The organism is Kitasatospora sp. NPDC050463 (assembly GCF_040655255.1).
GTDB lineage: Bacteria > Actinomycetota > Actinomycetes > Streptomycetales > Streptomycetaceae > Kitasatospora.
This window is the reverse complement of sequence record NZ_JBFAJO010000057.1, coordinates 25,001-44,186: the sequence shown is the minus strand read 5'-3', so window position 1 is coordinate 44,186 and position 19,186 is coordinate 25,001. Positions and strand designations below refer to the sequence as shown.

The following is a 19,186-nucleotide window of genomic DNA, read 5'->3' as shown; positions in this document are numbered from 1 at the left end:
CGGGCGGTCAGGAGATGAGCAGGCAGGTGTCCCAGGCGGAACTGGGCGGATCGGTGGTGCCGGCGGCGAGGGTGGCCAGGGCGACGCCGGCCGCGCCGTCGAGAAGTCCGGGGCCGGCGTCCGGCGCGTCCACCAGGGCGACGGCCGCCGCCGGCTTTACTTCGGTGAGCAGCGCCGGGATGAGGGCGCGCAGGCGGGAGGCCGTTTCGGGGAGGGCGTCGTGGGCGGTGCGGGCGGCGATGTGGGCGAGACCTGCGAAGCCGTGGCACAGGGAGATGTCGGTGGTTGCGGCGAGCTGGGCGGGGTCGGTGAGGGCGTCGGCGAGGGCGTTCTCCGCCGCGAGCTGGCGGGCGTGGTCGCCGAGGGCGATGGCGGCCAGTTGCTGGGCGCGGCCCACGCCGGCGGTGCCGTAGCACCAGGAGGGGCGCAGCGGTGCGTTCGGCTCGGCACGGTTGGTGCGCAGTTCGGTGCGGGTGATCCAGTAGGGCCAGGTCGGTCCGCGGTCGGTGTTCTGGCGCCAGCGGTCCAGCCAGGCGCAGATCGTGCGGATGGCGTCGAGGTGGCCGGGGACGGCGGTGCCGCGTCGGGCCGCGAGAGCGAGCAGGCTCAAAACACCAGTAATGCCATGGGCGGCGCCGGTGTTGGCGTGGCCGTCGGGGAAGCGGGGGTCGGGCCGGCCGGAAGGGCCGGATGTGGTCCACCAGCCGGGCAGTTCCCGCCCGTCGGCGGTGAGCGGGTCGGTCAGGCGCACCAGGTACTCGAGGACGGCCCGGCAGGCGTCACTGTCGGGGTCGCGGTGCAGCAGGCGGGCGCCGTAGCCGGTGAGGCCGTGGATCGCGTCGAACTCGGCGACGGCTGGCGGGTGTCCTTGGTCGATGCGGCGGTGCGCGGCGGCGAGTCGGCGGTGGGCGTCATCGGCGAGCTGTCGGTCGAGGGCGTGCAGGGGGCGCTGATAGGAACCGGGGAGGTGGTCGCCGGCGCAGGCCAGGGCGTGCCCAAGGGCCGGTGCGCCGTGGTAGGGGTGGCTGTCGGGTCCGCTGGTGACGGGCGCCCGGGCGGTGGCTGCGAGCCAGTCATGGGCCCGCTGCCAGGGCCGCAGGCCGGCCGCGGCGAGTTCGACGTGGAGCAGCGCGATTCCGGGGATGCCGTGGGCGAGGGACTGACGCCACCAGTCCTTGGCCCGGTAGGCGGCCGGGGCAGCGTCAGGGTGGGCGAGGCGATCGGCGATGTCCGTGGCAAGGCCCTGTGCGGGGTCGGTGGTCATGCGCTCCCCCTGGTGGTGCGGGCCTTCCAGGCGAGGGCGGCGGCCCGCGCGAGGTACAGACAGGCGGCCTCCTCGGGGAAGTCAACGGCGACGGCGCGCACAAAGTGGACGTGCAGCAGGGAGCCGAGCACGTCGTCGACGGCGATCCCGTGGGTGTCGGGGCCGGGCAGGTGCGCGCGGTAGGCGGCCAGCGCCACGTCGCGTTCCACCCAGGCCTGGACGATGGCGCCGCCGCCCGGAACGGAGCGCAGGGCCGCCCAGTCGCTACGCGGGTCAGCGAGGTGCACCGCCTCGGTGAACTGCGCGCGGGGCACCCGGGTCGGGGCGGCGGGCGGGACGTGGTCGATGATCCAGTCGGCGCCGGCGGCGGTACTACCCAGGAACGCCGCGGCGATGGCGATGCTGTGCGCGGCGACCAGGGCCCGCCGGTTCGGGCGCGCGGGCTGGCGCAGCTGGGCGAGCAGGGCACGCGAGTCTGCGCGGAAGACGTTCTCGGCGCCGCTCCAGGCCGCACCTGCGCCCCAGCGGCCCCACTCCGGGTAGGAGACGGGGTAGCGAACCTCGCGCAGCAGTGCGGCGTGGTGCAGTTCGTCGGCCCAGGTGCTGACCGTGGCGGCCACCGGGGCGAAGTCGGTGGGGTCGGGCAGGGCGATACGCAGCCGCAGGTGCTGGTCGGGGTCGCGGAACCGGACGTACCACCAGGGCGGCTGGCCGAGCCGGTCGAGGAGGGCCGGGAGGTGTTCGGCCAGGATGGTGTCCTGGCGTCGGATGTCGCCGTAGAGGCCGGCGAGCAGGACGGTTGAGGTGGCGGGCGTCTGCCCGTGATCGCGATGGATCGTCCGCCGCTGTGTCGGTGCGGGCAGCGCCGGCCACTGCGGCGGCCGCACGGCCTTGAGCGGCACGACGACTTCGTGGGCCCGGCCCTCGCACCAGCCGGCCTCCCGGGCAGCCTCGGTGAGCACCGCCTCCGTGCCAGTGTCGAGGTGGGCGCGCAGCAGCGCCCGGGGGCCGGCCTCGTCCAGGTCCAGGGGCAGCAGCCGGTCCCCCTCGGTCAGCGCGACCTGCTGCGGCACACGGCGCCCGGAGCGCCAGGCGGCGAACGCTGCGTCCCACTCGGCCCACGGGCGGGTGCGGGCCGGCAGGTCGGCACTCTCCAGGCGCCAGCGGGCCGGGGAGAGGATGGTGCGGCCGTGGCGCAGGCGCGGAAGGAACGGCATGGTCCGCGCCGCACCCCAGTCGAAGAGGGTCACCGCGGCGTTCTGGGCGCGGCCGAGTTCGGTGAGGAAGCGGGCGAGCGGCGGGGTGTGGGTGTGGGGGTTCAGCGCGTGCATCGCGACGGCCTCCACGCGGTGCCCGAGCGTCGGTGCGGCCAGGTACATCCGCCGGCCGTCGCAGCCCACGGCCAGGTCGTGCAGGGTCAGTACGCCGTCGCCGGGCGGCCGGTGCTCCTCCAGGGTGATCACGGTCGGCAGGATCCGCGGGGCCCGGGTGACGTGCGCGGTGTCCGGCTCCAGCGGCGGGAAGGACAGCTGGGCGGCCACGGTGGTGTCGTCGGCGCCCGGCAGGTCCGCCAGCTCGGCGATCAGTGCGGCGCGGTGGGCCGGGTCCAGCGCCTGCAGGAACCGGCCGATGCCCACGCCGGCACCCCGCGAGACGCTCACGACCTCCAGCTCGAACCTCCCCCGCTCCAGGTCCGTCGTGCTGGCGGCGTGCACACGCACCCCCACCTCCAGGTGCGGTGGCAGCCGTACCCGCTCCGGGCCGAGGGAGAGGGAGGCCAAGATGGCTTGGTCCAGGACCACTTCGTCGCGGCCGTCCAGTGCCGCGCCCTGGGCGAGGCGAACCAGGGCCTCGTCGCGGCTGGTGAGCGTGGGGCGGCGCTCGCCGGCCGTCGAAACGGGGTAGCCGTCGGGGAAGCCGATCCCGCTGTCGGCGACGACGTCCGTCACCGGCACCATCGAGCCGATCCCGAACCGCTCGTAGAACCGCTGGTGGTACGCCTTCCAGGCGGCGGTGCCGTAGGGGGTGGCGCTGACCTGGGCCAGGACCAGGGCGGCACGCTCCACCTCGCGGGCAACCCCTTCGGGCAGAGTGACGGCGGCGTCCAGTCGCAGGTCCACCGCCAACGGGTGCCGCTCGGTGGGGAGCAGGGCGCTCATCCGCGCGACCGCGACCTGACGGGCTGGGCGGGCCTGCGCGGCGGGCCGCGTGCTGCTGTCCTGAAGGGTCTCGTGGAGGTCGCGCAGCTGGGAGGTGAGGTCGGCGACCGGGGCGATGGTGGCGGCGCCGGCGGCCTCCAGCTGAGCCACGAGGTGTCCCAGGGCGTCGGTCGACGTGGCCGGCGCGTGCAGTGCGGTGATCAGCACGCGTCGGGCGATCAGTTCGTCGAGAAGAGCGGTCACCCGCCGGCGGCCGGCGGCGGGAAAGTCCGCGAGGAGCTTGGCGGTCAGGTCGTCCAGAAGTACCGGAGTGCGGGCCATCGCCAGGGCGGCGCTGACCGGTTCGGTGTGGCGCAGGGACACCTCGACCGCTGCGGCTCGCTGCCCGTCCGGATTCGACTGGTACGGCACGATCAGCCGGTCCCCGCGGACCTGCAGCCGCTGTTGGCGAGGGCCGGGAGCCGGCCCCGCAGCTCTGGGCAGGCTTCAAGGCGGGCGATCATGCCTGCCAGCCAGTACGCGGAAGCGGCGGCGACCGCCTGGTGGTCCTCCCCCCAACGGACCGAGGCGTCCGCGCCGAAGTGGGCGGTCGTCACGCCGGCGAACAGTCCGAAGGGCGTGGCGCGGCCCGTCGCTCGCAGCAGGTAGCGGGCGAGGGCCAGGGCCACGCGGCGAACATCACGGGCCGGCGGGGCGGCGGCAGTGACCAGGGTGTGTACCTGCGCGGCGAGTACGGGGCTGGCCAGGTGCAGCCCCTCGGCGAGGTCGTCCAGCTGCCACACCGCGCGCACCCACTCGACCTGTGCCGCTGTGGTCGTCGCGTCGGGGGTGGGGTCGGTCAGGTCGGGCCACGGCGGCAGGTCCCGGGCGGGGTGGGCGACGGCGCGTACCAGCGCCATGCTGCCGGATCGGAACGCCTGGGTCTGAGCAGCCACGGGAACCTCCGTACGGTCGCGGTGTGGGAGGGGACGGTCGGTGCCGCCGTGGCGGCACCGACCGGTGGTGCTGGGGGGACGGTCAGGCGACGCCGGTGGTGCAGGCGCCGCAGGTGGAGCCGCAGTTGTCGCCGGTGATGTTGACCAGGCGGGCCGCGTCGGCGACCTCCACGACGGTGACGTCCAGGTCGAAGCCGTCCGACGTGGCGCCCTGCAGGTCCTGCGGGTTCACCTGGGTGGTGCCGTGCGTGATGCTGTGGCTCATGCCAACTCCTGTTCAAGAAACGGTTGTTGTCGCTCTGGATCAAGCGCCTCTGTTCGGAGCGTAGTCATCCGATCACGCTCGCGGGCGGCTTTTGGCCACCCCTGTGAGGCGCACTGCCTGGTGGTCCTACATCGCGAACCTCCTGCCGGTGATTGGGCGGGCCGGTCCCAGGACGAACCGGCCCCCGAACGCTGCTCCTGACCCCTGATTCCGCGGGGTCGCGGTGTCGTGTCACACATCGCGGGCCAGAAGCGATCGGGCTGTGCGCACCGGCCGAAAGCCGGTTTGCCGGGGACACCGAGGGGTGGTGGTGTCGTGCCGGCTCCGCCGTCCGAGGCACCCGATCGGGCCCCCGAGGCGGAAGCAGAGAAGAGCTCAGGCCGCCCGCACCACAACCGGGTGCTGGCGAGTTCAGGCGGGCGGGTGTCCGTTGGTGAGGTACACCGGCGCGAATGGGTCGGTGAGGCGGTCCACGGCGTGTTGCACCCGGCTGCGGTTCTCGGCGCAGCACAGCGCGACGTTCGTGGACGGCTCGAATCGCAGGTTGTCGTGGGTTTCGCCGGGTTTGGGCAGGTTGTCGAGATCCTCTTTGGCGGGAATCCCGCCGTCGAAGAGGAACCACAGGGCCTCGGTCCGGTCGTCGCCGGCGGTCACGGCGTCGACGACCAGGAGCGTGAGCGTGTCGAACTTCAGGCTGACGTCGTGAAAGCCGGCCCGGCGGGCGACGTCGTGCGGCGGCTCGTCCTTGAGCGCTCGCATGGTGAGCAGATTCCACGCGTTGTCGTCCCGCAGGTTGCTGGAGGCGAGGAGGACGTCGCCGACCGGGTTGCGGACCAGGACCTGGGCGTAGACGAGGCGGCGCGGGGGGAACCTGGGGTCGATGTCGGAATGGTCGGGGAACCGCACGGACGTGTCTCTCCTGTCGGTTTCGGGTGGCCGGGCGCGGGGCGCGGTGTCAGGGGCGCCGGATGGTGGTGCAGGGACAGGGGTGCGGGCGGGGCAGGGCGTTCAGGGAGTGCAGCACGTACACGGCGTGGGCGCCCTTGTCGATGCCGAGTCCCTTGTGGAGCCGGTCCATGTGGGTCTTGATCGTGCCGAGCGCGAGGTTGTGGCGTCGGGCGATCTCCTCCAGGCGCAAGCCCTGCGCTCGCTGGGTGGCGACGAGTAGCGTCGTGGGGCCGAGGCCCTTCTCGGGCCATCGGGCCTCGGTGCTCGGCGGCAGCAGGCCGGCGCGGAACGCGACGTCTACGGCCTGGATGCGGCTGCGGGCGGGCAGCCTCTGGTAGAGGGTGGCTGTCCAGCGGATGAGGTTGGCATCCGTGCGGCCGGTGAGGGTCGCGATCTGCGGGTTGGTCAGGCCGTGGGCGATCAGGCTGAGCAGCTGGTGCAGGTCCGGCCGCAGGCTGGCCTGCTTGCCGCATGCGGGGCAGGGGTGGCCGGTCACCATCGGCACAGCGGGCACGGGTGGACTCCGAGGGTCGGGACGCGGTTCGCATGGCCGGCCGCGAGCGTGTCGGCCGGCTGGTCAAGGTCGGGGTGGCCCGGGGAGATGTTCTCCCCGGGCCCCTGCTCCGGTGCCCCCGCGGTTGCGGGACCTTGGGCACCTCGCCGAGCAGGTGATTCGGTACCGGCCGGGAGGCTGGTGCCGGTGGCGGCCCCGCGGGGCCGGGTCCTCCCCAGGTCCCGGGCTCCCACGTGGTGGCCGCCGATCTGCCGCCGCACTTTCTTCCCCGGACGGCAGAAGGATCGGTCAGCCGGCCGCCGTGGTGGCGTAGGCCTTGGCGAGGATGGCAGGGTCGGTGCCGGTGATGTCGCCCATGGTGGGCAACTGGTCGGGGTGGGTCAGCAGGTGCAGAACCAGGTCGTGGCCGCCGAGGTCGTGCAGCGCGGTCACGAGACCCTCGCCAAGGTCGTACGGGCTCTTCCTGCCCTCGTGCATGTTCTGGCCCAGGCTCCACAGCAGGCTCACCTCCGGCTCGCCGTCGATTCGCCCGACGCTGGCCTGACCGCAGTACTCGACCATGGCCCTGCGCTGGACCCACTGGGCATGCCCCTCATAGACCGGCTGCGCGGCGACCAGCTGGTCCTGCGGCAGCCCGGCGACCTGGAGCCGCACGCCGGAGATGACGTGCGTCCACGGCATGGCCGGCCAGACCAGCAGCTGGCTGGTGTGGACGAGCTCGTGAGTGAACGCACCAACCAGATTGCGGTCGGTGGCGCGCGTGGAAGCCAGGGCGGCGGGCACAACGACGAGTTCCAGACTGCCGTCCAGGCGCAGCGCGACGGCTCCCCTGACGCCCGGCCACATCCGTGCGGCCATGCCGCCCAGGGCGTTGCGGCCTATCTCGATCTGCCCCAGGACCGCGGCCTGTTCGGGCGAGCCGGCGCCGAAGTCGTCGGCGGCGCGCCTGGCGCCGGCCTCGGCGTGCTCGGCCATCAGGTCGACGAAGCCGTCCGGGTGGACCAGCCGTACCGCTATCTCTTCGGGTAGGGACAAGCTCGAATGGCGCTCGGCCAGCGGCGCGGCGAGGTTGAGGAGGCGGTCCACGCGGTCGAGCACCGCAGTGGCGGCGTCCGCTTCGTTGTGGATGGTGAAGGTGGGAGTCATGGTGTCTTCCGGTTCGAAATTGGTGGTGTGTGTCGTCCGATGGCTGGCAGGCGAGGCACCCGCCGCCCAGCGGCCCGCCAGCCTGGGAATCAGACCCCGGGCGGCGGAGCTCGTCATCACCGCTGCGCCTGCAGCAGTGTCGTGCTCGCGTGCAGCGCCCCGCAGACACGGCGCAGCGCCTCCAGCGGCTGGTCGGGTTCGGCGCCGGCCAGTTCCAGGTCGGCGGCCTCGTCGAGCCAGTCCCTGCACTCGTGCAGGAACGTCAGCGCGTCGGCGGCCAGGCCCAGGTGGACGCCAGCGCGTACCAACGCGGCGCAGGCCTCGGCCAGGCGGTCGGTCGACGGCTGGAGGAGCGTCGGGGCGCCCCAGCGGCGCAGGTCCGCAGCGATGCGGGTGCGCGCTTGGTCGGCGGTCAGCCGTAGCAGATCGTCCACGTCGGCCGCCGGTACCAGCCCGGCGTCCAGACGTGCCGGCACGACCGACCCGTTGTCCACTCCCACCCCGCACGTTCCTTTCGCTGTCGTTGCGACTGCCCCCGCTGGTTACGACGGGGCCCGGTCCCGTCCGCGAGCTCGGGCCCCGGCCGGTGTGGCCTGCCGCCGCGTCTCTTTCAGGCGTGGCGGTCGGCCGGACGCGGCTCCCCGCAGGGAGCGCGGGGAGGTACGGCGTTCGCGGTGAACATGGCGTGCCCACGGGGGTGGGGCACGCTGTTCTTCCGCGGCCCGGTGAGGGACCGGGGGTGTGATCCCTGGCGGGTCAGAGCCGCTGATCGACCGCCAGGGATCCTAGGGCGCCGGCCCCATCAGCCGGCGGCTCTTCGGCCAGCGGCGATGAACGCGGCCGCGGTCATGGACCACGGTCGGTCGGTGATGGGGGCCGCGCCAGCGTCGTCCGTGGCGAAGTGCGCGTACTCCGCGGCCACGGCGCGCAGCACGGTCAGGATGTCCATGAGGCGGCCGATGCCGTCGGGCTCGATCAGCCAGCGCGGCGCCCGCCGGACTTCCAGGGCCCGGCCGGGCGGCGGGCACAGCAGCGCCCCGTTCCCGAGCAGGCGCACGCCGGGCTGGTCGACGGTCATCGTGGTCGGCGCGACGAAGAACTCCACCGTGCCGCGGCCGACGCTGTGCAGCACGGGCCCGATCGGCTCCAGCCGCTGCACGGCCCGTATCCCGAGCGTCGCGGTCACCTGCACGGCAGCGAGGTGGTGCAGCGGGATCTCGGCCGGGCCTCCGGTGGCCCAGGTGTCCAGACAGGCGACCGCGTCGCGGTGAAAGCCGGCGAGCCAGCGCAGCCCGGCGACGTTGGCGGGCGGGATGGCGGACGGTAAGGCGTGCACGGTCGTCCTCTCGCGGTCGTTCGACGGGGTTCGGATCAGGCCCGGCTGCGTGCGGGCAGCCGATGGGACAGGCGGAGTCGGCAGCGGATGAGCGCGGCGCGCTCGGCCCGGCGGCGCCGGCCGGGGACGGGGACCGTGGCCCAGAAGGACCGACCCCGAGGGCGGTCGTCCACGCCGCTGGCCGTGGCGTACACGGCCAGGACGGCCGGGAGCCGGACGGTGCACAGCGTGCTGAGCCGATAGCCGCGACGGGGGCAGGCGGTGACGCCGGTCATGACCTCCACGGTGAGCGCCCCGCAGACCGCGGAGAGCCGCACCGTGACCGTCTGCCCTCGGACGCCGAGGAGCAGCGCGGCCGCGAACAGGTTGCTCACGACCACGCGCGCGACGTCCTCCACCTCCGCGTCGAGCGCGAAGCCCCAAGCGGCGAGCTGACGGAGCACCCGCTCGCGCAGGCCTCGGGCCTGGGAGGCATGAGCGACGACGAGGAGCTGCACCTGGTGCACCACGGCCCCTACGGGCCAGCCGGGTCGGCGTGCTGCTCGATCCAGGCCGACAGCTGATCGAGCAGGGGTGCGGGCCCGTGCCCGAGGTCGACCAGCTGCACCCCATCGGGGCCGGCCGGCCACGCGGAGGCGGCCACCGTCGGCCAGGAACAACCGGCCAGCGCCAGTGCCGCCCTGAAGCGGACCGCGGCCCGCTCGGCTTGCTCAGTGTCGACGCTCATCACGCCGCCGCGGTCGGGGTCGAGGACCGCCGGCCGATCAGGTGCTGCGGGCCGTGCTCGCGATCGTCCGCGCGGGAAGGTCTCTGCGAACGGGGGCGAGCATCACCATAAGGTGCGTGCACGACATACCTCCGAGGGGATCCGCTGCCAAGTTAGGGGCGTGCAGGGTGTTCGGGGTGGCGGCCAACCGGCCGCGCAGCATGGCGAGATGGCTTGTTCACCCTTGCTTCCAGGCATGTTCAGGCACTACGGCCGCGATCACCCACCGAAGGCGGGCATTTGCGAGGCGTTACATGGAGGATGGCGGCTGACCCCCCGTCAGTGCAAGTCGTTCTTCCAAATTTGCGAATTCTCATTTCGAGGCCCTGGTCACGCTGCCACACACCGGAGGTGGCTGGCGGTGCACTCCACCGACCGGGCACACTTGCCGTCTGAGTGTCCTGTGGGGAGAGATGGGGGTATCCATGACGGCAGCCACGGTCCGCCGACGCCAACTCGGCAGCCAGCTCCGCGCGATCCGCGAAGGACTGAACCTCACACTGGAGGATGTCGAGCAGCGCACTGGCATCACGGCGGCGAAGCTGTCTCGGATAGAGACGGCCAAGTCGGCAGCCAAGCCGAACGACGTCGACAAGCTCGCTCGCACGTACGAGTGTGATGGCCAACTGCACGAGTCACTCGTGAGAGTTGCGCGCGACGGCAACAAGCGCGGCTGGTGGGTCAACTACGGTGGGGCGCTGGCGCCATGGCTGTCTGATCAGATCAGCCTGGAGGAAGCTGCCACGTCGTTCCGGACCTACCAGGTCCAGTTGATCCCAGGGCTGTTCCAGACAGCGGGGTACGCCCGCGCCGTTCACAGTCGCTTGGCCATCGGCGCGACGCCGGAGGACGTGGAGGCACGCGTTCGGGTCCGACGAGAACGGCAGGCGATCCTCACCCAGCCCAAGCCGTTGGAGATGCAGGCCGTCATCCACGAAGCGGCGATCCGCAGCATCGTCGGCGGTGCGCAGATCATGCGTGAGCAGTTGGAGAAGTTGCTGGAGCTGGCGGCACTCCCCAACATCACGATCCAGGTGATGCCGGCAGAGACCAGCGTCCACCAGGGCATGAACGGCCCCTTCGCCATCCTGGGCTTCCCCGACAGCGACCTCGACGTAGTGCTGCTGGAGGGACTGCTGACCAGCGAGTGGGTTGAAGATGCCGAACGCGTCACGATCTTCGATCGAGCATTCCGCGAGATCGTCGCCGAGGCGTGGCCACTCGACCAGTCGATTGACTACATCACCGCACAGAGAGACCGATTGAAATGACCTTTGCCCCCAACTCCGCCGCCCTTGCGGTCGCATGGAAGAAGTCCAGCCGCAGTGGCGGCAACGGCGACTGCGTCGAGATCGCAGCCGCCGACGACGTACGCTACGTGCGCGACTCGAAGAACCCCGAAGGCCCGGCGCTGATCCTGAGTGCTGACGCACACGCCGCGTTCATCGCCGCAGCAGCGGCCGGCGAGTTCGACCTCGGTCTCATCTGACACTGGCCAGCACACAGCCACGGTCCGGCGCAGTGAAGATGCGCCGGACCGTGTTGCTGTTCTACCCCATCTCCGTGGCCGCCGAACAGTGCTCGTTCGGTTGATCAGACCCATACGACGGTGGCCGAACAGGCCCTCGGGCTCGTGGATGGCCATCGGCGCGCCGTCGGCCCGGTCCGGCTGCTCGGTGCAACTCAGTCCTCGGCGCAGCAGGCGCCGCCAGATCCGGGCCACCCTGAACAAGTCGCCCCAGCCACGTAGTTGCGGCACTACGCTCGGTACACATGACTCGACGAAAGCCGGTGCTCAACGTGCCGGACTACGCCCTCAGCGACGACTCCCGCCAGCTCCCCGATGACCTGCCGTTCCACACGCTGGAGACCTTCACCAGCCCCGCGCTCGGCCTGGGCCGGCCGGCACTCCTCCTCTTCCCCGCCTTCCACGACGAGATCGTCAGCGGCGAGTTCGCCAGCCAGAGTTCCGTGCCATACCTCCTCGGCAGGCTGGAGGGCTTCACCCAGATCGCCAGGGGAACGCCGGCCCGGCACACCCCTGCCCAGCTCCGCGGGGCCGCCCGAAAGGGCTGGAGGGTCCGGTTCGCCGACGGCCGCCTCAATATCGGGCGACCCGGCAAGATGTTCCGGCACACCAAGGTCACCGGCACGCCGACGTGGTACGGGCCGACCCCCGCCGTGCTGTACGTCCTGATCTCGGAGAAGGCCCTGGAGATCGACCACGGGAACGGCAAGGAAATCATCGACGCCGCCATGCCCGTGACCGGTGTGTTCAGCGTCCTGCCGTACGAAGTGGACTAGCCGCGCGCCGCGACACGGCCGCCGTGTACAGGGGGCGGAAACGGGCCGGGCGGCACCTACGTCGCCCGGCCCCGTTGGGGTGGTCCGGCCCTGGGGAAGGCCGATTCCGGACGGGTAGGGGTGTCCGGGAGCAGCGGCGGGGGTGTGAGCGGCCGTGGAGGCTGCTCACACCCCTTGTACTCCAGCGCCGCGGAAAGCGTTACGGCCCTGTGCTCGCGCTACGACGGTCTCGGCGAGGAGCTGGCCAGTCTCGAGGTCGGTGGCCTTCGCCAGGTGCGGGCCGGGTACGAGGATGTCGAGGGCGGCGACAACCTGCAGCCACCTGGCCCAGCGGTTCCGGTTGTCCGGCCGGCCGAAGGCGGCGAGGCTCCACGGGTAGACGACCACGTCTCGCTGGTAGAGCTCGTGGCCGCTCTCCTGGTGGATGACCTCGACGCGAACGGTGACCGAGTCGGCGCCGGCCAGGTGGCGCAACCGGATGCCGCCGCGGGGACCGAACTCCAGCATTCCGTAGGGCCGCAGTTCGGCCTGCGGGTTGCGGCCGGGCCGACCGGCGCGCGCGGGGCGCCCGGGCTTGCCGGGCGGGGACGAGCTGATGATCGCGTGGGCGATGTGGGAGGTCGAGCGGCCGGGGCTGTACGACTACGGGATGACGGTCCGGCCAGACGGCCAGTTCGTGTGGCTCAACCGACCCGGTGAGCGGCCCGCGGTGGGCCGCCGGTGCGGGTGTGTGATCCGGGTGCGTTCCCGGCCCCGACTCCGGTTGGGGCCGCGCCGGCCGATGTTACGCCGTGGCGGCGTCGAGTGTGGGGACGGTCTGCTCGGCGGCCGGGGCGAGGGGTTGGGCGGTGCCGTCGGGGCCGGGCAGGAGCAGGGTGGTCGTACGGGTGCGGACACCGGCGCGGCCGCGACCGGTGCAGTGCACGGTGACGGTGCGGGAGGTGATCTGTCCCCAGCCGTCGCCCAGGCCGGCGAACCGGGGGGTGTCGCTGGTGAGGGTGAGGGCAGCGCCGGACCAGGGGGTGGTCACGAGCAGGGTGGTACCGGACTCCCGTAGCCGGGCGGCGAGACGCTGGCGGTCGCGGGGCTGCGCCGTGGCGGGGGGTTCCAGGAGGATCACGCCGAAGGCGCCCTCACGAGCGAGGGCGGCGACGACCTCGGCCCAGTGGGGGCCGGGGTCGTCGGCGACTGCAAGGCGGGCGTACGGGATCCCGAGGGCATTCATGGCGGCGAGACCGAGATCCGGGAGCCCGACGGACGCTACGAAAACGTCCGGGCGCTGGGCGACACCGGCGGCCAGCGCGCCGAGCAGGTAGTGGTCTCCCACGACCTCGATCACGCAGCCACGGGGTAGGCGGCCGTCGGGCAGGACGGGGGCGAGGGCGTCGAGGGCCGGCCAGGTGGTGGCGTCGATGCGGGCCCGGCGGGCCTCCGGGCTGGTCTCTGCGAGGAGTTCCGCGAGTCGGTCGCTTCGGTCGCTTATCGGGGTGGGAACGGGGGTCAGCACGGGGCGGCCTCCCGCGGGTCGGCCCGGGCGGTGACGGTGGCCGGCAGCAGGGTGTGCGGGGTGTAGATGACCCAGTCGGTGGCGGGTGGTGGCCCCCACTGGACGTGGGCGGCCCAGCGGCCGGCGGAGGGGGCGCCACGCGGTGATGAGGGCGGGGACCATGGTGCCGCCCATGGCGAGCAGGGCGATCGTCCAGGTCGGGTGCTCAAGGGCGGACGCCTGCTCGACCTCGCCGACGGGTGCGCGGCGGGCGTCGCGCCAGGAGCCGGGGGCGCCGGCGGGCGGTCGTCGGGACGGGTAGGTCGGCACACCCCTTACGATCGAACATCCGTTCGACCTGGTCAAACGTCAGATGACACCGTTCGTAGCCTATCGATCACTTAGGGTGTCCAATGGGTGCGGTAACCCCGCCGGTTCTCAGGGCTGGTCCGGCGCTTCGGTGGCCTCGCCTCCGCTCCCGCCGATCCGACGGGTCACGGCCTCGCAGCCAGCGAACACCCAGGCACTCTCAGCGGGCTCGACGTCCTCGGGCTGGCCGTCCAGGCGGCGCAGGAATTAGGACTCGGTGCCGACGGCCAGGACCCGAAGAAGCCGGCCGCCGGCCTCCTCGAGGAGATCACCGTCTCGGTAGCGGGGTAATGCGCTCACCCATCCATCCTCGCGCGCCCACCGGCGGCTGCGCCGCTCGGCGGCATCGCACTCCGGCATGGGCGAGGTTGGCCGGATGCTGGAGGTATGGCCTCCCGAGGATCCGCGCAGATCCGGCTGCCGCACATCGAGCCGATGCTGGCGACGACCGGGCCACTGCCGTCCGGGCCGGGCTGGTGCGCCGAGGTGAAGTGGGACGGCGTCCGGGCCATCGCCTACCTGGAGGACGGGCGGGCCCGCCTGATCGGCCGCGCGGACACCGACTACACCGCCCGCTTCCCCGAGGTCGTCGCCGCCCTGGCCGGCGTGCCCGGGCCCCTGGTCCTGGACGGCGAGCTGGTCGTGATGCAAGGCGGGATGCCGTCGTTCGCCGCGCTGCAGGGTCGCATCCACCGCACCCGCCCCGCCTCCGTCCAGGCCGGCGCCCGCAGCGCCCCCGCGCTGTTCGTGGCGTTCGACGTCCCGCACACCGACCGGCCGCTGCTCACCGAGCCCTACCGGCGCCGGCGCGCCGTGCTGGAGGGCCTGGAACTGGACCGGCCGGGGCTGCGGGTCCCCCCGACGTGGGAGTCGGTGATCGACGCCGTCGCGTGGACGCGCGAGCACCGCCTGGAAGGGGTGATCTGCAAGCGGGCCGACTCCCCGTACCGGCCGGGTGCCCGATCCCGGGACTGGGTCAAGATCAAGCACCTGCGCACGGCCGACGTCGTGATCGGCGGGTGGCTGCCCGGAGGGCCGGGCGGCACCACGGTGCGCGCCGTCCTGGTCGGCGCCCCCACCGGCGAACCCGGCCGCCTGCTCTACGCCGGATCGGTCGGTACCGGCTTCACCGGACCCGAGCGCCGCGCCCTCGCGGCCGCGCTACGCCGTCTCGACCAGTCCACGTCGCCGTTCACCGGGGTCCGGGCGGGCCTGGGGCTGCCGCGCGGCGTGGAGGTGCGCTTCGTGCGGCCCGAGCTCCACGCCGAGGTCGAGTTCCTGGAGCTCACCCCGGCCGCCCGGCTGAGGCAGCCGGTCTGGCGAGGCCTGCGCGCCGGCCCGTCGTAACCCGGGGTCTGTGATTTGTCGAGATAGTTGTCACCTAGTCGCGGTATCTGTCACCAGTCGCCGGATGCGGGTGACATGAGCTGTGACTGGAAGCGACAGGTGGCAGTTCCGCGATCTCACCACGGTGAGTGACTGTGACTCCGAAGTAGGAGTACAAAGGTCCCGCGCCGAGTGTTGTCCGTCCACTGCGATTTACTCGGCATCGTGGACACAGCAGCAACGTGGAGCGAGAAGCTGGCAGCCATCACGGGCTGGGAAAGCGCGACGGGGAGGGTGATCGACTGGCCCTCGGTCGAGGCGCGGCTCGGCATTGCCCTGCCGACCGACTACAAGCAGCTGGCGCAGTGGTTCGGCTCGGGAGAGTTCGACGGGTTCCTGCAGCTCTCCACCCCCGACACGCCGAGCCCGCACCACGACCTGATCAAGGACGCCGAGTGGCTGGGCGCACGAGCCGCTGCTGACGCCTGGATCGGTGACCTCTACCGTCCGCATCCCGTGTTCCCCGCCGCTGGCGGCCTACTTCGGTGGGCGGACTCGGAACAGGCCGACCAGTTCTTCTGGCTGACCGATTCCGCCGATCCTGACCGCTGGCCCATTCTCGCCCAGCCGCATGATGACGTCGCCGCCGGCTGGGAGCGATTCGACGGTTCCACCAGCGAGTTCATCTACCGGGTCCTCACGGATCCCCGGCAGTCGTTCTCCATCGCCTGCTTCTTCGACACCCACACCTTCGAGTCGTACGAGCAGATCAGAGAGTCGGACCCCGAGTGGGACGCCGATCCACATTGGTGAGGAAGCCAGCACCCATCAGCGCTCGTCTCACGCTCTGTAATCGACGGTGTCAGCGCCGGGAGCTACGGTCTCGACCCATGGGTTTCTCTGGATCTTTCGTTGTGGCGCGGACCGAACAGCCCGTGACCGAGCTGTCAGCAATGGAGGCGGTTGGCGCCACGCCGTGGTGGTCAGCCAGGGATGGTGCCTGGCAGATCCTGCAGCTGTCTCCCGGCGTTGCTCCGCATGACTCGATCGTGACCGAGACGGGAGCCCCGGCCCTCAGGTGACGCCGTGCTCCGCCGCCTGCCGCGCGCAGCCCTCGCCGCGGTCGTACAGTGCCGGCCCCCGGTTCGGGCCCGCCAGCAGGCGAAGGAGGCGACCGGCCTTCCGCTCTTCGATGTGGTCGGCTCCCAACAAGTCTTCGTCGTGAACCGCGCGTGGCCCTCCAGTACGGCGGCCAGGTGCCGGAAGTCGTCGAGGTCGTTGCCCGACGCGCGGTGAACCAGGGCAGCGGCGCGCAGCTCGACGCTCAGGGACGGCCCCCACAGCGCGAACTGCGCTTGGTGGACGAGTTGGTGGGCGAGGGCCGACCTCAGGGCGTCCCGGCTCACCGCGCCGGCACTCCGGCGTAGCAGCGCGGGGGCTAGGAGGATCGTGCAGCCACCGTCGGCCTGCGGCTGTGTCCGGCTGGACGGCAGGCAGGCGTGGATCCGGTTGGCGCTGGAGTGGGTGCCGTCCGCTTGCCGGAGGTCGGCTTCCAGCTTCTGCCTGCGGGCCGAGTCCGGGATCGTCTAGAGGAGGTCGCTCGCGAGTAGTGCCTCGTTCACCCGCCGCTCGTGCGCCTCGTGACTGAGTGCGTAGGCGTCGGGGTTGAGCAGCCGGACATGAACCTCCGGTCCGAGGGCGAGCTGTGTTCGCCTCTCCACCCGGGAGGCCAGTTCCGCCAGCGCCGCCCGCACCTCGTCCACGACGGTCTGCCAGCTCCGTCCGGCCTCCTGTGCGATGACGACCGAGACCACGCCTCCCCCTCCTCCAGCCGCCGGGCGGCCTCACACCAGCCTTCCTGGAGTGGCTCAGCGCCCGGGACAGCACCCTCGCGTCCTGCGGCCAGCTCGACATCGACGCCTGATTCGCGGAGAACACCGAACCCGGTCGCACCTGCCTGAGGTCCTTCCTGAACTGGGTCAGAATGAGCCGCCGTTGTCCACACTCCCTGTCCATCCCCACAATGAAGATCTCCCGGCGGCCCACCCTGAGCGAGGACGAACGCTTGGACGCACTCGGCTGCTGACCGACGCAGACACACCGATGCGCCCCTCCGGTGTCGCCGGCGTCATCGTCCTCCTCTACGCGCAACCCCTCACCCGAATCGTCCAGTTGACGGTCAACGACGTGTTCCACGACGGAGAGACCACGCTTCTGCGGCTCGGGGAGCCCGCCTCGCCGGTCCCCACACCGGTCGCGGCCCTGCTGCTGGCGTACATCGCGGACCGCGACAACATGAACACCGCCACCAACCAGGCATTCCGCTGGCTCTTCTCCAGACCCGAAGGCGATGACCTTCCCGGGCGGCCGGGCCGCCCGGGAAGGCACGGTCCCGCAGGGTGCTCGATGCCTCCGACGTGGGCGTCGCGCCGGCCGAGGCCGGCGGCGCCCCGGCGGCGGACACGACGCCGAGCGTCGGCATGGACGAGGAGGACGACGGAAGCCCGGGGTCGGGACGTCGTTCCACCCGCCGCTTGGCGCCCTGTGGGCCTGCGCGGCGCCCTCCCGTGCCCCTGCTTTGTCCGCGGCCAAACCGGAATTGTCCGCCACTCACCTGGCCCTTGGCCTTCGTAGTGACGGACAAACAAACGTGCCGAACTGTGGGACTCCCACCGGTTCCGGCGGCTCGGACGGCAGGACCGAACGCATCCGGTCGGCCCGGCCGAGTCGAAGGACCGGCTCGTACAGGCTCCCGCCACGGGAGCCGAAAGGAGTGAAAACCGATGGCACAGTCACTTGACCCCGAGGACATCGTGGTCGTCCGGCCGGGAGGCGAGTCCCCGGCCGCTCATGACCGCAGCAGGGGGAACCACGACGACAACGACTTCAACGACTCGGGAAAGAAGGATTGGTACAACTACCCCAATACCAATGTGTACCGGGACGACAACGACTGAACCCACCGACCGGCCCTGCACGAGTGTCACAGACGAGGAGCCACGGGATATGGCGACAGCAACAGGGGACCAGGCGACGCCGACACGTGGCGGGAGGCTCGTGTCCGCGCTCTCCTGGATGCTCGATCCGATCGAGCGGCAGACCTTCGAAGAGGAGTTCTGGGAGAGTCGGAGCCTGCACGTGCGTCACGCGGACCCGCACTACTTCTCCGAACTCCTGACCCTGGACGACGTGGACCGACTGCTCGCGTCGGTCGACGCCAATCTGGATACCGTTCGAATCATTCGGGACGGCCAGGAGATCTCGGTCTCCGACGTGGTCGTCGTGTCGAACGAATCCACCGGCCGGACCACCGCGGTCGAGGCCGTGTACCAGCACTACCGCACCGGATCCACGATCGTGCTGAACTCCCTGGACCGACGGTGGGAGCCGTTGGGCCGGTTCGCGGCGGAACTCGGCGCGGAGATCAGCGCGCGGCCGCAGATGAACGTCTATCTCACCCCGGGAGGCAACGAGCGAGGGTTCGCCCCCCACTACGACACCCACGACGTGTTCATCCTTCAGGTCCACGGGTCCAAGCGGTGGTCGTTGTACGGGAGCGCGCAGGAGCTGCCGCTGCGGAACCAGCCGTACAACCATGCCGATCCGCTGCCGAAGGAGGCCGAACAGGAGCTGGAGCTGACGGCCGGGGATCTGCTCTACCTCCCGCGCGGCACGGTCCATGCGGGAACCTCGATGGACTCCGCCTCGGTCCACGTCACCATCGGTGTCCACCCGCTGCTGTGGGGATCGGTCCTCCAGGAAGCGGTCGGGCAGGTGCTCGCCGACGATGTCCGGTTCCGGACCGCCCTCCCGCTGGGATTCGCCAGGAGCGGCGCCCTCCAGCGGCAGATCGCGGACACCCTCGGTGAGCTGGTCGGGCTGCTGGCGTCGCGGCTCGCGCCGGCCTCCATGACGGCCGAGGCCGTGAAGCACGCGGCCGCCATCGGGCCGACCAGCCTGCGTCACCATCTGAGCGACCTGGAGGCGCTCTCCTCGCTCCGGCCCACCACCATGGTCCGGCGTCGCGACGACCTCGGATGGGCCCTGAGCACCACCCCTGAAGGGGTCGAGTTGGAGTTCCACCACAAGAAGGTCAGGTACCCGGCCCACGTCACGGGCGAGGTCCGGTACGTGGCGGAGAACGGCGGCGGGCTCGGCTTCTCCCCGCGGTCGATTCCCGGCGAGCTGGACGAGCCGGGCCGACTGGTCCTGGTGGAGTCGCTGCTGCGAGAAGGCTTCCTGACGTTCGACTGAGCACCGGCGGGGACAGCGCCGCCGACCGGGGTCCTCCTCGGTCGGCGGCGCTGTCCCGTTCCGGTGGCCGCTCCCGTCGGGCGGTCCGGTCCGTCACCCGGGAATCCGTCGGCC

19 protein-coding genes and 1 pseudogene are annotated in these 19,186 nt (G+C 71.8%); 7 read left to right on the top strand and 13 right to left on the bottom strand.

The genetic code is table 11. The annotated features are described in order from the left end of the window. Positions 1-7: 7 nt before the first annotated feature. From AB0J08_RS29595 to AB0J08_RS29550, 10 genes and pseudogenes are all read right to left on the bottom strand, one after another. Entirely contained in the window at positions 8-1,264 is a 1,257-nt protein-coding gene (locus tag AB0J08_RS29595) for a lanthionine synthetase C family protein (RefSeq protein WP_360640877.1), read from the bottom strand. Next, positions 1,261-4,322, bottom strand: a pseudogene (locus AB0J08_RS29590) (lantibiotic dehydratase). Before AB0J08_RS29590 ends, AB0J08_RS29595 begins: the two are co-directional and overlap by 4 nt. 118 nt (positions 4,323-4,440) lie before the next feature. Next, positions 4,441-4,623, bottom strand: a complete 183-nt coding sequence (locus tag AB0J08_RS29585; RefSeq protein ID WP_360640875.1) for an FxLD family lanthipeptide — start codon at positions 4,621-4,623, stop codon at positions 4,441-4,443. 411 nt (positions 4,624-5,034) lie between these two features. After that, positions 5,035-5,529: a hypothetical protein gene (locus tag AB0J08_RS29580; protein ID WP_360640873.1), complete on the bottom strand. Its 495-nt coding sequence runs from the start codon at positions 5,527-5,529 to the stop codon at positions 5,035-5,037. Positions 5,530-5,578: 49 nt separating this feature from the next. Next, positions 5,579-6,085 (bottom strand): hypothetical protein, encoded by a 507-nt coding sequence (locus AB0J08_RS29575; protein ID WP_360640871.1) that lies wholly within the window; start codon positions 6,083-6,085, stop codon positions 5,579-5,581. Positions 6,086-6,373: 288 nt separating this feature from the next. Beyond that, positions 6,374-7,231 (bottom strand): hypothetical protein, encoded by an 858-nt coding sequence (locus tag AB0J08_RS29570; RefSeq protein ID WP_360640869.1) that lies wholly within the window; start codon positions 7,229-7,231, stop codon positions 6,374-6,376. Positions 7,232-7,347: 116 nt separating this feature from the next. After that, a complete protein-coding gene (locus AB0J08_RS29565) occupies positions 7,348-7,731 on the bottom strand; it encodes a hypothetical protein (RefSeq protein WP_360640867.1) in 384 nt (127 codons plus the stop codon). A 302-nt stretch (positions 7,732-8,033) separates the two neighbouring features. Next, positions 8,034-8,567 (bottom strand): hypothetical protein, encoded by a 534-nt coding sequence (locus AB0J08_RS29560; RefSeq protein WP_360640865.1) that lies wholly within the window; start codon positions 8,565-8,567, stop codon positions 8,034-8,036. 35 nt (positions 8,568-8,602) lie between these two features. Continuing rightward, positions 8,603-9,064, bottom strand: a complete 462-nt coding sequence (locus tag AB0J08_RS29555; RefSeq protein WP_360640863.1) for a hypothetical protein — start codon at positions 9,062-9,064, stop codon at positions 8,603-8,605. A gap of 17 nt (positions 9,065-9,081) precedes the next feature. Then, entirely contained in the window at positions 9,082-9,294 is a 213-nt protein-coding gene (locus AB0J08_RS29550; protein WP_360640861.1) for a hypothetical protein, read from the bottom strand. A 464-nt stretch (positions 9,295-9,758) separates the two neighbouring features. On the opposite strand from AB0J08_RS29550, the gene AB0J08_RS29545 reads away from it, so the two are divergent. From AB0J08_RS29545 to AB0J08_RS29535, 3 genes are all read left to right on the top strand, one after another. Continuing rightward, positions 9,759-10,604 (top strand): helix-turn-helix transcriptional regulator, encoded by an 846-nt coding sequence (locus AB0J08_RS29545; protein WP_360640859.1) that lies wholly within the window; start codon positions 9,759-9,761, stop codon positions 10,602-10,604. After that, complete coding sequence (locus tag AB0J08_RS29540; RefSeq protein WP_360640857.1) at positions 10,601-10,822, top strand: DUF397 domain-containing protein; 222 nt, start codon at positions 10,601-10,603, stop codon at positions 10,820-10,822. Before AB0J08_RS29545 ends, AB0J08_RS29540 begins: the two co-directional genes overlap by 4 nt. 284 nt (positions 10,823-11,106) lie before the next feature. Continuing rightward, entirely contained in the window at positions 11,107-11,637 is a 531-nt protein-coding gene (locus tag AB0J08_RS29535; RefSeq protein ID WP_360640855.1) for a hypothetical protein, read from the top strand. A 165-nt stretch (positions 11,638-11,802) separates the two neighbouring features. Here the strand turns inward: AB0J08_RS29535 and AB0J08_RS29530 are convergent, their stop codons facing one another. Continuing rightward, positions 11,803-12,144, bottom strand: a complete 342-nt coding sequence (locus tag AB0J08_RS29530) for a hypothetical protein (RefSeq protein WP_360640853.1) — start codon at positions 12,142-12,144, stop codon at positions 11,803-11,805. Between the two features lie 277 nt (positions 12,145-12,421). Continuing rightward, complete coding sequence (locus AB0J08_RS29525; RefSeq protein WP_360640851.1) at positions 12,422-13,453, bottom strand: hypothetical protein; 1,032 nt, start codon at positions 13,451-13,453, stop codon at positions 12,422-12,424. A 426-nt stretch (positions 13,454-13,879) separates the two neighbouring features. Here AB0J08_RS29525 and AB0J08_RS29520 point away from each other — a divergent pair, with 426 nt between their 5' ends. Further along, entirely contained in the window at positions 13,880-14,839 is a 960-nt protein-coding gene (locus tag AB0J08_RS29520) for a hypothetical protein (RefSeq protein WP_360640849.1), read from the top strand. A gap of 204 nt (positions 14,840-15,043) precedes the next feature. Then, positions 15,044-15,631 (top strand): SMI1/KNR4 family protein, encoded by a 588-nt coding sequence (locus AB0J08_RS29515; protein ID WP_360640847.1) that lies wholly within the window; start codon positions 15,044-15,046, stop codon positions 15,629-15,631. A gap of 773 nt (positions 15,632-16,404) precedes the next feature. Here the strand turns inward: AB0J08_RS29515 and AB0J08_RS29510 are convergent. Next, positions 16,405-16,632 carry a hypothetical protein gene (locus tag AB0J08_RS29510; RefSeq protein ID WP_360640845.1) on the bottom strand — a complete coding sequence of 76 codons (228 nt, stop codon included), beginning with the start codon at positions 16,630-16,632 and terminating at the stop codon, positions 16,405-16,407. 969 nt (positions 16,633-17,601) lie between these two features. Here AB0J08_RS29510 and AB0J08_RS29505 point away from each other — a divergent pair. Together AB0J08_RS29505 and AB0J08_RS29500 are read left to right on the top strand one after the other, a co-directional pair. Next, positions 17,602-17,775: a hypothetical protein gene (locus AB0J08_RS29505; RefSeq protein WP_360640843.1), complete on the top strand. Its 174-nt coding sequence runs from the start codon at positions 17,602-17,604 to the stop codon at positions 17,773-17,775. 49 nt (positions 17,776-17,824) lie between these two features. Continuing rightward, a complete protein-coding gene (locus tag AB0J08_RS29500) occupies positions 17,825-19,072 on the top strand; it encodes a cupin domain-containing protein (protein WP_360640841.1) in 1,248 nt (415 codons plus the stop codon). Positions 19,073-19,186: the final 114 nt, after the last annotated feature.